Annotated in this window: 13 protein-coding genes; 9 read left to right on the top strand and 4 right to left on the bottom strand. The window is 46.0% G+C overall.

Annotated elements, in window-relative coordinates:
* Positions 1–60 precede the first annotated feature (60 nt).
* The 6 genes from dnaE (at position 61) to ACTRWI_RS05940 (ending at position 7736) form a co-directional block, all read left to right on the top strand.
* On the top strand, positions 61–3540 hold the full coding sequence (gene dnaE / locus ACTRWI_RS05965; RefSeq protein ID WP_499129880.1) for a DNA polymerase III subunit alpha: 3480 nt from the start codon (positions 61–63) through the stop codon (positions 3538–3540).
* Positions 3541–3585: 45 nt separating this feature from the next.
* Positions 3586–4545 carry an acetyl-CoA carboxylase carboxyl transferase subunit alpha gene (gene accA, locus ACTRWI_RS05960; protein ID WP_499129879.1) on the top strand — a complete coding sequence of 320 codons (960 nt, stop codon included), beginning with the start codon at positions 3586–3588 and terminating at the stop codon, positions 4543–4545.
* 123 nt (positions 4546–4668) lie between these two features.
* Positions 4669–6000: a tRNA lysidine(34) synthetase TilS gene (gene tilS / locus ACTRWI_RS05955; RefSeq protein WP_499129878.1), complete on the top strand. Its 1332-nt coding sequence runs from the start codon at positions 4669–4671 to the stop codon at positions 5998–6000.
* Positions 6001–6058: 58 nt separating this feature from the next.
* Positions 6059–6364 carry a c-type cytochrome gene (locus ACTRWI_RS05950; protein WP_499129877.1) on the top strand — a complete coding sequence of 102 codons (306 nt, stop codon included), beginning with the start codon at positions 6059–6061 and terminating at the stop codon, positions 6362–6364.
* 130 nt (positions 6365–6494) lie between these two features.
* Positions 6495–6833 carry a nitrogen regulatory protein P-II gene (glnB, locus tag ACTRWI_RS05945; protein ID WP_499129876.1) on the top strand — a complete coding sequence of 113 codons (339 nt, stop codon included), beginning with the start codon at positions 6495–6497 and terminating at the stop codon, positions 6831–6833.
* A gap of 60 nt (positions 6834–6893) precedes the next feature.
* Positions 6894–7736, top strand: coding sequence for an endonuclease/exonuclease/phosphatase family protein (locus ACTRWI_RS05940; protein ID WP_499129875.1), 843 nt, complete (start codon positions 6894–6896; stop codon positions 7734–7736).
* A gap of 28 nt (positions 7737–7764) precedes the next feature.
* Here the strand turns inward: ACTRWI_RS05940 and ACTRWI_RS05935 are convergent, their stop codons facing one another.
* The 3 genes from ACTRWI_RS05935 to gloB form a co-directional block, all read right to left on the bottom strand.
* Positions 7765–8451 (bottom strand): YIP1 family protein, encoded by a 687-nt coding sequence (locus tag ACTRWI_RS05935; protein ID WP_499129874.1) that lies wholly within the window; start codon positions 8449–8451, stop codon positions 7765–7767.
* Positions 8448–10016 (bottom strand): LysM peptidoglycan-binding domain-containing protein, encoded by a 1569-nt coding sequence (locus ACTRWI_RS05930; RefSeq protein ID WP_499129873.1) that lies wholly within the window; start codon positions 10014–10016, stop codon positions 8448–8450. The genes ACTRWI_RS05935 and ACTRWI_RS05930 overlap by 4 nt, the downstream gene beginning before the upstream one ends.
* Before the next feature lie 70 nt (positions 10017–10086).
* Positions 10087–10845 carry a hydroxyacylglutathione hydrolase gene (gene gloB / locus ACTRWI_RS05925; RefSeq protein ID WP_499129872.1) on the bottom strand — a complete coding sequence of 253 codons (759 nt, stop codon included), beginning with the start codon at positions 10843–10845 and terminating at the stop codon, positions 10087–10089.
* A gap of 53 nt (positions 10846–10898) precedes the next feature.
* Here gloB and ACTRWI_RS05920 point away from each other — a divergent pair, with 53 nt between their 5' ends.
* On the top strand, positions 10899–11684 hold the full coding sequence (locus ACTRWI_RS05920) for a class I SAM-dependent methyltransferase (RefSeq protein ID WP_499129871.1): 786 nt from the start codon (positions 10899–10901) through the stop codon (positions 11682–11684).
* A 40-nt stretch (positions 11685–11724) separates the two neighbouring features.
* Here the strand turns inward: ACTRWI_RS05920 and rnhA are convergent, their stop codons facing one another.
* On the bottom strand, positions 11725–12189 hold the full coding sequence (gene rnhA, locus ACTRWI_RS05915) for a ribonuclease HI (RefSeq protein WP_499129870.1): 465 nt from the start codon (positions 12187–12189) through the stop codon (positions 11725–11727).
* Between the two features lie 56 nt (positions 12190–12245).
* Here rnhA and dnaQ point away from each other — a divergent pair, with 56 nt between their 5' ends.
* A complete protein-coding gene (gene dnaQ, locus ACTRWI_RS05910; protein ID WP_499129869.1) occupies positions 12246–13013 on the top strand; it encodes a DNA polymerase III subunit epsilon in 768 nt (255 codons plus the stop codon).
* Between the two features lie 9 nt (positions 13014–13022).
* The gene (locus ACTRWI_RS05905) at positions 13023–14270 is read left to right on the top strand and encodes a TIGR03503 family protein (RefSeq protein ID WP_499129868.1); all 1248 of its coding nucleotides are present in this window, start codon (positions 13023–13025) and stop codon (positions 14268–14270) included.
* Positions 14271–14293: the final 23 nt, after the last annotated feature.

Below are 14293 nucleotides of genomic sequence, written 5' to 3'. Positions count from 1 at the left end.
AAAAAAATAGAATACACTCAGTTGTAATCCTAGGCTCCGGTCTAGAACTCAGGAAAAATAATGTCAGATCCAAAATTTGTTCACCTACGCGTACACAGTGACTTTTCTATGGTGGATGGCCTCTCTAAGGTGCCACCATTAGTTAAAAAAGTCGCTGAAATGGGTATGCCAGCTCTAGCACTTACCGACTTCACCAACCTATGTGGTTTGGTGAAATTTTACGGTACTGCCCATGGGTGCGGGGTTAAACCAATTATTGGCGCTGATTTTTTGATGCAATCTCCAGAATTTGGAGATGAGCTGACGAAACTGACGGTTTTAGCGTCTGATAACAAAGGTTATAACAACCTTACCTTGCTGATTTCAAAAGCTTACTTGCGTGGTCACATACAGCATCAACCTGTGATCGACAAAGAGTGGTTAATCGAAAACGCTGAAGGATTGATTATCTTATCGGGCGCCAAAGAAGGCGAGATCGGTAAGGCATTACTGAAAGGTAACCGTGATCTCGTCGCGAGTGGTGTCGAGTTTTACAAGACTCACTTCCCCGATCGCTTTTACTTAGAGCTGATTCGTACCGGACGTGCCGATGAAGAGTCTTACCTGCACTTTGCGTTAGAGCTTGCTGAGCAACAAGACTTACCGGTTGTGGCAACCAATGAAGTAGTCTTCTTAACCGAAGATTTGTTTGATGCCCATGAAATCCGCGTAGCGATCCACGATGGTTACACCATAGTCGATCCACGTCGCCCTAAAAACTACAGTGCGCAACAGTATCTTCGTAGCGAAGAAGAGATGTGTGAGCTGTTTTCAGATATCCCAGAAGCGCTTGAAAACAGCGTTGAGATTGCTAAGCGTTGTAACGTTACTGTTCGTCTTGGTGAGTACTTCCTCCCTAACTTCCCGACCGAAGGTTTAGCGATCGAAGATTTCTTGATTAAGAAATCAGAAGAAGGCCTTGAACGTCGTTTAGCATTCTTGTTCCCAGATGAGCAAGTTCGATCTGAGCGCCGTCCTGAATACGATGAGCGCCTTAAAGTCGAACTGGAAGTTATCAACAACATGGGTTTCCCGGGTTACTTCTTGATCGTAATGGAGTTCATCCAATGGTCTAAAGATAACGATGTGCCAGTTGGCCCAGGTCGTGGTTCGGGTGCGGGTTCATTGGTGGCGTACGCATTGGATATCACCGATCTCGACCCACTTGAATACGATCTACTGTTCGAACGTTTCTTGAACCCAGAACGTGTCTCGATGCCCGATTTCGATATCGACTTCTGTATGGACAAGCGTGACCAAGTAATTGATCACGTTGCTGAAATGTACGGTCGTGATGCGGTATCTCAGATCATCACCTTTGGTACCATGGCGGCAAAAGCGGTAATCCGTGACGTAGGCCGTGTACTTGGTCACCCGTTTGGTTTCGTCGACCGTATTTCAAAGCTTGTACCGCCAGATCCGGGTATGACACTTGAGAAAGCTTTTCTTGCCGAGCCTGCATTGCCAGAGCTTTACGATGGTGATGAAGAGGTTCGCGAACTGATCGATAAGTGTCGTATTCTAGAAGGTTGTACGCGAAACGCCGGTAAACACGCGGGTGGTGTTGTAATCTCACCAACCACAATCACAGATTTTGCGCCTATCTATGCGGATGCAGAAGGTAACTTCCCGGTAACGCAATTCGATAAGAATGACGTTGAAACTGCTGGCTTGGTTAAGTTCGACTTCTTGGGTCTACGTACTCTGACCATCATTGACTGGGCGTTGGGCCTAGTGAACCCACGCTTGAAGAAAGAAGGTAAAGAGCCGGTTCGTATTGAATCGATTCCTTTAGATGACCAAGCGTCATTCAACTTACTACAAAACTCTGAAACCACTGCGGTATTCCAGCTGGAATCTCGTGGTATGAAAGACCTGATCAAACGTCTTCAACCTGACTGTTTTGAAGATATCATCGCATTGGTAGCCTTGTTCCGTCCGGGCCCACTGCAATCAGGCATGGTAGATAACTTTATCGACCGTAAGCACGGTCGAGAAGCCGTCTCTTACCCAGATGAAACATGGCAACATGAATCGCTAAAAGACACGTTAGAACCAACCTATGGCATCATCCTTTACCAAGAACAGGTAATGCAGATTGCCCAAATCCTAGCGGGTTATACGTTGGGTGGCGCAGATATGTTGCGTCGTGCGATGGGTAAGAAAAAGCCAGAAGAAATGGCGAAGCAGCGCGGTACCTTTAAAGAAGGTGCAGAAGCCAACGGAGTGGATGGCGAACTGGCCATGAAAATCTTCGACTTGGTAGAGAAGTTTGCAGGCTACGGCTTTAACAAATCTCACTCTGCTGCCTATGCTCTGGTTTCTTATCAAACTCTATGGCTGAAAACGCACTATCCTGCTGAATTTATGGCTGCGGTAATGACAGCGGATATGGATAACACTGAGAAGGTCATCGGCCTTGTGGATGAGTGTTTCCGTATGAAGTTGAAGTTGCTGCCGCCTGATATCAACTCAGGCCTCTACCGATTTAATGTTGATGACGACGGTGCGATCGTTTACGGCATTGGCGCGATTAAAGGGGTAGGTGAGGGCCCGATTGAAGCGATCATTGAGGCGCGAAATAAGGGCGGTTACTTCAAAGATTTATTCGACTTCTGTGCACGTATTGATTTAAAGAAAGTTAACAAGCGTGTTATCGAAAAGTTGATTCTATCGGGTGCGTTAGATAGATTAGGCCCTCACCGTGCAGCGATGATGGCTTCATTGGCTGATGCGGTTAAAGCGGCAAGCCAATATCACCATGCCGAGTCCTTTGGGCAATCCGACATGTTTGGTGTATTGACGGATGCTCCGGAAGAAGTCGAGCACAAGTACATCCAAGTACCGAGATGGCCTGAAAAGGTTTGGCTTGAAGGTGAACGTGAAACGCTAGGTTTGTACTTGACGGGTCACCCCGTTAACGAGTACATCAAAGAGTTAGCGAAATACACCAGCTGCCGTTTGAAAGATGCGACGCCAACACGCCGTGACCAATCATTAACGATTGCTGGCTTGGTGATTGCAGCACGAGTTATGACCACCAAGCGTGGTACTCGAATTGGTTTGATGACCATCGACGATCGATCTGGGCGTATGGAAGTGATGTTGTTCTCAGATGCGCTCGATCGTTACGCAGAATTGCTCGAAAAAGACAAAATTGTGGTCGTTTCTGGACAGGTCAGCTTTGATGACTTCAACGGTGGGCTTAAAATGTCCGCGCGCGAGGTCATGGACTTAGGAAGCGCCCGTGAAAAATATGCTCGCGGGGTATCGATATCTATCGATGAATCCCAAATTAATGGTCAATTTTTTGAACGATTTAGTCAAATCTTAGAACCTTATAGAGCCGGAACGGTCCCAGTCAATGTATACTACCAGCGTGCCGACGCTAGAGCGCGGTTAACTTTGGGCACAGAATGGCGCGTGACGCCAAGTGATACATTACTAGACGAATTAAAACAGCTGCTTGGAAATAGCCAAGTAGAACTCGAATTTAACTAAAATTTAGCTTCGCAAATGCGGAGCTGAATCAACAAGGATTCATAGATGAGCCTGAACTTTCTAGAATTTGAAAAGCCTATCGCTGAACTTGAAGCAAAAATCGAAGCGCTACGTGACGTTTCGCGTCACGGTGGTGACACTGCGGTAGATCTAGACAGAGAAATCGAACAACTAGAGAAAAAAAGCTTAGAGCTTAAACAGAAAATCTTTAGCGACTTAGGGGCATGGCAGGTAGCTCAACTTGCTCGTCACCCACAACGTCCTTACACAAAAGATTATCTGGAGCATGCATTCACAGAGTTTGAAGAGATGGCGGGCGATCGTGCTTACGCTGACGACAAAGCAATCGTGGGTGGTATGGCTCGTCTAAATGGCCGTCCTGTTATGGTTATTGGTCACCAGAAAGGTCGTGAGACTAAAGAAAAAGTACTTCGCAACTTTGGTATGCCAAAGCCTGAAGGTTACCGTAAGGCACTTCGCTTAATGGAAACTGCTGAGCGTTTCAACATGCCTATCATTACTTTCATCGATACGGCTGGCGCATACCCGGGTGTTGGCGCGGAAGAACGTGGTCAGTCTGAAGCTATCGCTAAAAACCTTAAGGTTATGGCTGGCCTTTCTGTTCCAGTTATCTGTAACGTTGTTGGTGAAGGCGGTTCTGGTGGTGCACTAGCAATTGGTGTTGGTGACTACGTGAACATGCTTCAGTACTCTACGTACTCAGTAATCTCTCCAGAAGGTTGTGCTTCGATCCTATGGCGTGATTCAGATAAAGCACCACAAGCTGCTGAAGCGATGGGCCTAATTGCTCCTCGTCTTAAAGAGCTTGAGCTTATCGACGAAATCATCCCTGAGCCGCTAGGTGGCGCACACCGTGATCCAATGCAAACTGCTCAGAACATGAAAGACCTTTTAGTTAAACAACTAGAAGAGCTAGAGCAGTTTGATAACGAAACGCTTCTTGAGCGTCGTTACCAGCGTCTAATGAGCTACGGTTACTGCTGATAAGCTGCCTCATTCGAAGGCGGACTTTATGTAACGAGATGATGAAAGGGTTGGACTCAGTGCCAACCCTTTTTTATTATTCAAACATTACCTTTCAAACACCTTCTTGGTTTATTAGGCCTCATGACTCACTTAATCGAAACGTTTACCTCTGTATTTGACCAAAGCGTAATTAAGCCTCACCGGCTGGTGGTTGCCTTTAGTGGTGGGGTTGATTCACGAGTGCTGTTGGAGTTGGCTGCCCAATACACCAAAGATCATGGTATCGATTGTCAGGCAATCCATGTTCATCATGGCTTGAGTCAGAATGCGGACCAATGGGCCGAGCAATGCCAAGCGTGGTGCGATGATTTATCAGTGCCTTTAACAGTGGAGTGTGTCTCACTGGATGTTCATAGTGGTGAAAGTATTGAAAAGCTCGCTCGAGATGCCAGATATAACGCCTTCAAATCGCATCTTCGACAAGGGGATGTGCTGGTTACTGGTCAACACATCGACGATCAAGTCGAGACTTTTCTATTAGCGTTAAAGCGCGGTAGTGGTCCTAAAGGCCTCTCATCGATGGCGAAAGTGATGCCATTTTCAGAGGCTCATATTGTTCGCCCTATGCTGTCAGTGACCAGAACCGAGATCGAGGCGTTCGCTCGCCGTATGGGGTTAACTTGGGTTGAAGATGAAAGTAATCAGGACGTGCGTTTCGACCGTAATTTTATTCGCCACCAAGTGACTCCGGTGCTGACCGAGCGTTGGCCTAGTTTTCGAGAGTCTGTCAGTCGTAGTGCTCAGCTTTGTGCCGATCAAGAGATGTTGCTAGACGAGTTGTTAGCTTCTCACTTGCAACTCGCCCTCGGTGATGACCAGAGCTTGAGCATTGAGGTGTTATCTGAGCAATCTGCTTTATTAAGGTCGCGTTTGTTAAGAATGTGGTTAGGTCATTGCCAGCAAGCGATGCCGAGCCAAAAGCAACTCCAGCTTATCTGGGAGGAAGTGGCGTGTGCTCAGCGTGATGCTAACCCTAAGCTGGTGTTAAACGGCGTTGAAGTTAGGCGTTTTAATCAAAAACTCTATTTGGTTCGAGAGACTAAAGATCTATCGGTCTGGCAAGGTGATATTGCTGTTGGCGGAAAGTTGCTTCTGCCTGATGGCTTGGGAGATGTAAGTTTACACTCGGGGGTATCTGAATCCGAACCTGGTCGTCGGGTACAAACGTTCAGTTTACCAGACCAAAACGCGGTATTACGTGTTACCTTTAATCCTGAAGGTTTATCGGCGCACCCAGTTGGGCGTGGACATAGCAGGAAGCTCAAGAAGCTGTTTCAAGAGTACCAAGTGCCTAGCTGGCTGAGGCGCAGAACGCCTATATTAATGGATGGTGATCGAGTGATCGCTGTTTTAGGGTTATTCGTAGATAAAAGCTACGACGGTCAAGATTGTGAAGCACTTTGGAGCAACTAGAAAAAGTTTGTGTCACAATTATACGTCACTTGAATAAAAATAATTAATGGAATATGCAATGAAGAAAATTACACTAGGATTTGTTCTTGGACTATTGAGTGGTAATGCTCTGGCAGGTGATGTTGCTGCAGGACAAGCAAAAGCAGCAGTATGTGCAGCTTGTCACGGTGTTGACGGTATCGCAGTGATCCCGGGTTACCCAAACCTTAAAGGTCAAAACGAGCAATACATTGTTTCATCAATTAACGCATACAAGAATGGCCAGCGTACCGGCGGTTTGGCTGCTGTCATGCAGGCACAAGCTTCAATGCTGAATGATGAAGATATCGCCAATCTAGCTGCTTACTACGCAAGCCTTAAGTAAAACCTTCTTAAAGCACAGATTAAACAATACGATGAATTACGAGCCAGAGCTTTAAAGCTCTGGCTTTTTTGATTGAATGTTTACTATAGCTATCCGATAATGAGCCATTCGCACAGTTTAAGGGATGAACATGAAAAAGATTGAAGCCATTATCAAGCCATTCAAACTTGATGATGTACGTGAGGCGCTTGCAGAAGTGGGCATTACGGGTATGACGGTCTCTGAAGTTAAAGGTTTCGGACGCCAAAAGGGTCATACTGAGCTATACCGTGGCGCAGAGTACATGGTCGACTTTTTGCCTAAAGTTAAGTTAGAGATCGTTGTTACTGATGAAATAGCAGACCAATGTGTTGATACCATTATTGAGACGGCTCAAACTGGTAAAATTGGCGATGGTAAGATCTTCATCACTGACGTTGAACGTGTGGTACGTATTCGTACTGGCGAAGAAGACGAAGACGCCGTATAAAAAAACTATTACCCTAAAGGAGCGTTTATCGCTCCTTTTTCATTTCTGGTAGGGTGCTTTATGTTCAAGAAAACCATCATAGTTATCACATTACTGATAACACTAACTGTTGTTAGTTTTCACTTTATTTTTGTGATCCCAAATAAGCCAAATCTTATTACGTCTTCTCCAAACACCAGTAATGACATCTACAGTTGCTACCACAACTCTGAACCTAAAGCGCTGGATGTGTCTGACGGCTTAAGCCTCACTGTATGGAATATTTATAAGCAAAATCGCAGTCATTGGCAGACTGAACTCAATAAGCTGACAGCGGGCAGTGATTTAGTACTGCTGCAAGAAGCCAGTATGACGGATAGACTTCGTCAGTGGGTAACGAGTGGTCAATGGGGAAGTACTCGAGTCAATGCGTTTGAGGCATTCGAAAAAAGTGCTGGCGTGCTCAATCTTGCGACTCATTTGCCTATTGAGGCTTGTGCTTATACTCATGAAGAGCCTTGGTTGCAGTTACCTAAGTCTGCTCTTTGGTCACGTTACAAGTTGAGTAATGGTGAAGAGTTGGCGGTGATCAATATTCACGCCGTGAACTTTACTTTTGGTACCGAAGATTATAAAGCTCAACTCAAGAGCTTAACCGACAATCTACAAAATTATCATGGGTCAATTATTTTTGCCGGTGACTTTAACAGCTGGAGTGAGACTCGTTTTACAGTATTGACAGAGGAATTGGAAAAGGTAGGTTTGGCTGAGGTCGCTTTTGAGCCGGATAATCGCACTCAGTTCATAACGGGGCTAGTGCTAGATCATGTGTTTTATCGAGGACTAGAGGTCGAAAAAGCAAAAGCGCCCATGACGGACGCTTCTGATCATAATCCAATGTTAGTCACTTTTAAGGCTAAATAGCGTAAAGCTAAGACTCAGTAACGGTTATCTACGAAACTAAAATGTAGATAGCCCAGATTAGGTAATAGCCAATCCACGGCAAGCCTGAAATCACTAGTGCTTGTCCACGCTCAAACTCTGTCCACGTTAATACCGCCGCGTAACCAAGTACGATGTACCAAGGCAGTAGCAGTGGTAAAGAGCTAGCAAATTGTGACCAATCACTTGTAAGCGGTAACTTGATTAAGCCGTTTAAGCTGTTCAAGTCAGCGGCGAAGTTCATCACATGACCGTGCTTTAGGATTAGACTTGCGTAGCTCGCAATATCGCCTAAAACTGCTGGGAAGATGATAACTGACGCTGCTGCAAACCATCGCCAAAAGCTATGCTGATGTTGGCTTGGTTTGGTTGCAAGGTTAAGCCAAAATGCCAAAAGAACGATAGTGAGCGTGCGGCTAAACACATCGCTGATGATTTCACTGGCGAGTAGGGTATTACTATCAAGTAACGCCAACTGGTCTGGGTTTGTTTGAGCTAATTGCTTAGATAGCTCTGCACTTAACCAAGCAAAATCCACGTTCGAAAAATAAGCACCCCAAAATAAAAATGGGCTAAGCATTAATACGGCGTAGGGTTGCCATCCCCAAGCACTTCGCTGATAAAGCGCTAAGAAACAAGCTGTTGGTGAACGGAATATATCCAACAGCATGACGAGTGGGTTACTTGACGGGTTCATACACTTACCTTAGTTACATCAACATACAGCTTAAGCTTTTGTCCTGGCTGTAAGTATTTCTGGTTCTGTAAAGTGTTCCATTTTACAACATCTGAACTCTTTACCTTGAACTTTGATGCAATACCGCTGACTGTGTCACCTGATCTTACGTTGTAAAAGATGGTACGGATGATGGCGCCGTCAGAACCGTTCTTCCAGATGACCAGTTCTTGACCAATTCGTAAGGTGTCACGTGGTCCCATGCCATTCCACTTCGCAAGCGACTGGTGAGATACCTTGTTGGCGCGTGCAATGGTCCATAAGCTGTCACCACTTTTCACTTTGTGGGTTAGCTTGTATTGACCGCGATTCTTTGACTGTGTGCTTGCTAGGCGGTTTGAAGCGCTTAGCGCGTATGCCTTATCGTCTTTGGTCGAAGTAGGGATCAGTAGGTGTTGACCGATACGAATGTTGTTGTTGGTCAAACCATTGGCAGTGCGGATCACCTTGCTGGTGGTGTTGTATTTGCTTGCCAGTACGCTGATACTGTCACCAGACTGAACCTTATAACGAACCAGCTTCATGCCTTTGCCTTTATTGGCCGCTACTTCTTTGTTGAATTTTTCAACTGATTCTAGAGGAAGTAATAGCTTCTGATACTTTTCTGGTGCTGTCGCCCACTGGTTATATGCAGGGTTATAGCCTTGTAGCTCTTTTACTGGAATGCCTGCGTAGTTCGCAGCAATAGCCAAATCCAGTTGCTCTTCTGGATTAACCAGAGTCAGTACAGGCTTGTTTGGGATTGTAGGAATATCAATACCGTACTTTTCTTGGTTGGCAATCACGTCTGCCAGTGCCAGCAGTTTAGGTACGTAGCTACTGGTCTCTTTCGGCAGGTCTAGTGAGAAGAAGTCGATTGGTTTGCCAAGCTTCTTATTCTTACGGATTGCACTGTTCACACGACCACCGCCACTGTTGTATGCCGCGATTGCGTGTTGCCAGTCGCCATCAAAACGTCTGTTTAGGTCGGTTAGAAAATCTAACGCAGCATCGGTTGAAGCGGCAACATCTCGGCGGCCGTCATACCAGAAGTTCTGCTCAAGTCCGTAGTCTTTACCAGTGCCTGCGAGGAATTGCCATAGGCCAGCGGCACTGCCGTGAGAGTAGGCAAATGCGTCGAATGAGCTTTCAACAACCGGTAGCAGTGCCAGTTCTAAAGGTAGGTCTCTTTCTTCGATCTTGGTGGTGATCAAGTAAAGGAAAGGTTCAGCTCGCTTGGAGACGGTTTTTAGATGACTAGGGTGTTTTAAATACCAAGTTCGGTAGTAGTCGACCTTCTTTTGGTCTGGTACTTCCATTTCAAGTTGCATCGCAATACGTTTCCAAACATCTTCTTGTGCTTGTGGAGTGACGACAGGTGCTTCAACTTTTTGTTCTTCTTTGGTCGCTTCAGGTGAAACGTTCACTTGAGAAACTTCTGTAGGAGGTGTGTTGGTTTGCTCGGAAGCTTGGTCTGGATTCTCTGACTGAGTTAATTGGCAACCAGATAGTAGTAATACCAAAGCCCAGCTGTACTTAACTCGCATGTTACAGCCTTTTTAATAAACGGCCGATGATAATACTTGCCACTCCCTGTAAGTGACAAGTCTGTATTTGTTAAAATTCGTTCTTCCACGCACGTAGAGCGGTAAATACTGACAAAGGATCGGTCTGTTCCGTGCGGTTAGATACTGATTTCACTACACTTGGTTCGGTGTAGCGCAAGAAAGGGTTCACAAACTTCTCTTGTCTCAAATTTGTGGGAATGGTCGACTTATTTTGTGCGCGAAGTCGGTTCACTTGGTCGCGATATTGCTGCAAATGTTGGTTATCTGGCTCAACTGCAAGTGCGAAAGCAATATTGGCTGCTGTGTACTCATGTGCACAATAGACCTCGGTTTCTTGAGGAAGCGCCGTAATCTTATTTAATGCATCAAACATCTGTTGTGGAGTGCCTTCCATGATGCGACCACAGCCCGCTGAGAACAGTACATCGCCACAGAATAGCTTTGCATCACCAACGTAACCGATATGGCCCGCCGTGTGCCCGCTTAACCCAAGAACCAAGAATATTTCGCCAAACAACTCCAGTTGGTCTCCATCATCCACTGGGTGTGTCAATGTTGGGATAGGCTCATTCATCGGACCCACGACATCAACACCTGGGAATTGTCTAACTAACTCTGGAACGCCACCAATGTGATCGTGGTGGTGGTGCGTAATCAAGATTGCATCTAAAGTTAGCTCATGGTGTGCTAAGTACTCTAATACTGGAGCTGCATCGCCGGGGTCGACGACAGCACAACGGCGATCGCTATTTTCAATCAGCCAGATGTAATTGTCGTTAAATGCAGGTATGCTTTTGATATGTAACATTATTGGTTCTCCAGTCACTTTCAGTGCGACAGAATAAGTGAGACAGATTATTGATGAAGCCAGCACGTAGCAGAAAGAAGTTTGAGCGTCCTTACACTTGGGCACAATTGCACAATGGGGACTGGTTGAGAGAATCAATTCAAACTCGACTCGATGAGTGGTGCCCAAAGTTATTTGGTTACCATATGCTCAAGCTCGGCGGTCTCAGCAGTGAGATTTCCAGTTGCACATGCAACATTCAACATCAAGTAAACCTAGATATCCAGAACCCATTACATAATGTGATAGCGGATGGCTATAATTTGCCCTTTTTGGAGAAAAGTTTTGATGTTGTGGTACTTAGTCATCAATTAGATTATAGCAATGACCCACATCGGTTATTAAGAGAAGTCGACCGAGTGATGATGGACGATGGCTACATTATCATCACCGGCTTTAACCCATTCAGTGTCACCGGGCTTGCTAGCTTAATGCCGTGGCGTAAGAACAGTTTACCGTGGAGTGGGCGAATGTATACGCCAAGTCGCGTCAAAGACTGGTTGGGCGTTCTGAATTATGAAGTGATTCATTGTGATACTTATGCATTGTTCCCTATGAGTAAGTATCAAGCGATGTGGACTTGGCTTGAGAACGCATTAGGCAGCTGTACCTCGTTTACTGGAAGCCAATACTTTATCGTTGCTCGCAAGCGTACTTATCCACTCAAGCCTATTAAGCCACATTGGCATCTCAAGCGACGCTTCTCTCCGGTTGGTGCTAGCTTTAGGACAGATACTCGCTGCACGTTGCATTCCATTCGTGCGCTGCGCCCGCTAAAAACAGAAAAAGCCGACTCGTAGTCGGCTTTTTGCTATCGGATATCCTTATCCGCTCCCAATATCAGCTTGGCTGATAGCCCGTGTCTTCTTGGGTTGGGTTTTCTGCGGCGGTACGAGCTAGCTCATCACACATCTCATTCTCTCGGTGACCTGCGTGTCCTTTCACCCAACGCCAATCGACAGTGTGACGTGCTGTCTCTTTATCGAGCTTTTGCCAAAGATCGGCATTTTTCACCGGCTTTTTGTCGGCGGTTTTCCATTCGCGCTTTTTCCAGTTATGTATCCACTGTGTAATGCCTTGACGAACATATTGGCTATCGGTAGTCAGAATCACCGAGCACGGCTCTTTGAGGGTTTGTAGTGCTACAACAGCAGCGAGCATTTCCATGCGGTTGTTGGTCGTTAGGGTATAGCCCTGCGCGAGCGTCTTCTCTACTTTCTTGTAGCGAAGTACGATGCCATAGCCGCCAGGCCCTGGATTGCCTAAACAAGAACCGTCAGTGAAAATTTCAACTTGTTTCGTCATGATTTGATACTATTACCTCAAGCACATTATCGGCATAGTCTGACACAGTTATCCTTATGAATACCAGTAGCACTCCAGAACAAACCGCGAACGAAAAAAATAGTTCGAATGAAAACAAGCGTATCGTCGTACTCGATACCGAAACAACCGGTATGAATACCGAAGGTGGTCCTCATTACATGGGTCACCGCATCGTAGAGATCGGTGCCGTAGAGATCATCAACCGTAAGTTAACTGGGCGCCACTTTCACGTTTACATCAAGCCAGATCGCGCTATTCAAGAAGAGGCGATTGGCGTTCACGGTATCACTGATGAATTCTTGGTTGATAAGCCTGAATACCAAGACATCCATAAAGAGTTTCTCGACTTCATCAAAGGCGCTGAGCTGGTGGCTCACAACGCGCCCTTCGATACCGGCTTCATGGACTATGAGTTTGAGAAACTGGACCCTACGATCGGTAAGACAGACGATTACTGTAAAGTTACCGATACCCTGGACATGGCGAAAAAGATATTCCCGGGTAAAAGAAACAACCTAGATATCTTATGTGAACGTTATGGCATCGATAACTCGCACCGTACTCTTCACGGCGCTTTGCTCGATGCGGAGATCCTAGCTGACGTCTATTTATTGATGACGGGTGGACAAACGTCACTGCAATTTAACGCTGATCAGCAAGAAGGTGGCGTAGAAAGTATCCGAAGAGTAGAAAGTGGTCGAAAACCCCTAAAGGTTTTACGAGCAACGGCCGATGAAGTAGAAGCGCATCAAAGTCGTTTAGATCTCGTCGAGAAAAGCGGAAGTTGCCTCTGGCGTCAGTAGGGAGAAAGTATGTTAAGGGTATTGGCTACCGGTTGTTTGCTGCTGTTAAGCTTTAGCTTGCACGCGGCAACAGAATCCGTAATGAGTTTATTGGACAACCGATTCCGAGTTGATCCAAGCATAGAACAAATTACCTTTATAATTTATCGAGCCGATAACTCTAAACCTGTCGTCTTAGTTCGTCCTGACGGCAAGAAATACTACTCTTGGCGTAACGCTGATAATGTCCGTTGGTATGAAGAATCCTCAATGGACATTGTCTCTATTGATCAGCCGATGCCAGGCCCATGGCAAGCGGTAGGTAAGGTATCTCCTAAGAACAATATCAAGCTACTGTCTCACCTTGTTTTGGATGCTAACGAGTTTCCAGATAAGTTGTACCAAACCGAGCGCATCAAGTTTACCGCCCGTCTCACCTCTGACGGTAAGCCTTTGGTGCTCCGTGATTTCCTTGATCGTGTAAAACTAAAGGTAACGTTTACCAAATTTGTCGAAAACGAAGAATCCCTAGTGAGAGAAGCGCGCCCAGTTCCAGTTGTGATGGGCGAGTTCGCTGACGATGGCGTTGATCTTGATGAGAAAGCAGGGGATGGCGTCTTCACTGTCTCTTTGCCTATCGATATCGAGCCGGGCAAATACCGTGCGCGCATAACTTCCGGTAACGGTGTGTTTTTGCGAGCGCAAGAGCAAGAAGTCTTGGTTTACCCAACACCAATCACGACTACCTTTATTCAGTCTCGTAAAGAAGGTTTATCTCATACAATTGTGGTCTCTGGTGAGCAAGGCATGATAGCACCGAGTTCGTTAGCGGTGCACGTTGAGCACAAAGCACCAGATGAGTTTGTGATGTTTAAGCAAGGCCAAGCGGATGTCGATGCGATGAAGGTGCCTTTGGAGATCCCTTACAATGGTGAAATTGGGATTTATAACTGGTCGGGAATGGTATATGCCACCGATGCTTCTAGCCAGCGTGCACTGACGTTTCCGATTACTGAGCACTCTTACAGCGTGGTTCAAGATATTGATTTAGCGGAATCCCGCCGTTTTCAAGAAGAGGCATTAGCTGAGCAGAAGCGAATTGCCACTGAAATGATGATACTGAAGAAGCGAGAAGAAGATAGAAAGCGCAGTTTGATCATTATTGGGGTTGGTAATGTGGTTGCGATTATTTTGGGCTTGTTGATTTGGTTTGTGGTTCGCAAGGTGACTGCTAAGAAAAGAGCTCAACCAGAGATGCAACTTAAGGCACCCAAGTAATTCCCAACGTGATAGAGTTGTTT

Source organism: Pseudoalteromonas sp. G5_S1_14_S5 (genome assembly GCF_054968605.1).
Note: the sequence above shows the minus strand (reverse complement) of the source record. Positions and strands in the feature narration are given on the sequence as shown.

Coding starts and splice junctions, on each gene's coding strand:
- dnaE (WP_499129880.1), top strand. CDS start 61: ATGTCAGATCCAAAATTTGTTCACCTACGCGTACACAGTGACTTTTCT.
- accA (WP_499129879.1), top strand. CDS start 3,586: ATGAGCCTGAACTTTCTAGAATTTGAAAAGCCTATCGCTGAACTTGAA.
- tilS (WP_499129878.1), top strand. CDS start 4,669: ATGACTCACTTAATCGAAACGTTTACCTCTGTATTTGACCAAAGCGTA.
- ACTRWI_RS05950 (WP_499129877.1), top strand. CDS start 6,059: ATGAAGAAAATTACACTAGGATTTGTTCTTGGACTATTGAGTGGTAAT.
- glnB (WP_499129876.1), top strand. CDS start 6,495: ATGAAAAAGATTGAAGCCATTATCAAGCCATTCAAACTTGATGATGTA.
- ACTRWI_RS05940 (WP_499129875.1), top strand. CDS start 6,894: ATGTTCAAGAAAACCATCATAGTTATCACATTACTGATAACACTAACT.
- ACTRWI_RS05935 (WP_499129874.1), bottom strand. CDS start 8,451: ATGAACCCGTCAAGTAACCCACTCGTCATGCTGTTGGATATATTCCGT.
- ACTRWI_RS05930 (WP_499129873.1), bottom strand. CDS start 10,016: ATGCGAGTTAAGTACAGCTGGGCTTTGGTATTACTACTATCTGGTTGC.
- gloB (WP_499129872.1), bottom strand. CDS start 10,845: ATGTTACATATCAAAAGCATACCTGCATTTAACGACAATTACATCTGG.
- ACTRWI_RS05920 (WP_499129871.1), top strand. CDS start 10,899: ATGAAGCCAGCACGTAGCAGAAAGAAGTTTGAGCGTCCTTACACTTGG.
- rnhA (WP_499129870.1), bottom strand. CDS start 12,189: ATGACGAAACAAGTTGAAATTTTCACTGACGGTTCTTGTTTAGGCAAT.
- dnaQ (WP_499129869.1), top strand. CDS start 12,246: ATGAATACCAGTAGCACTCCAGAACAAACCGCGAACGAAAAAAATAGT.
- ACTRWI_RS05905 (WP_499129868.1), top strand. CDS start 13,023: ATGTTAAGGGTATTGGCTACCGGTTGTTTGCTGCTGTTAAGCTTTAGC.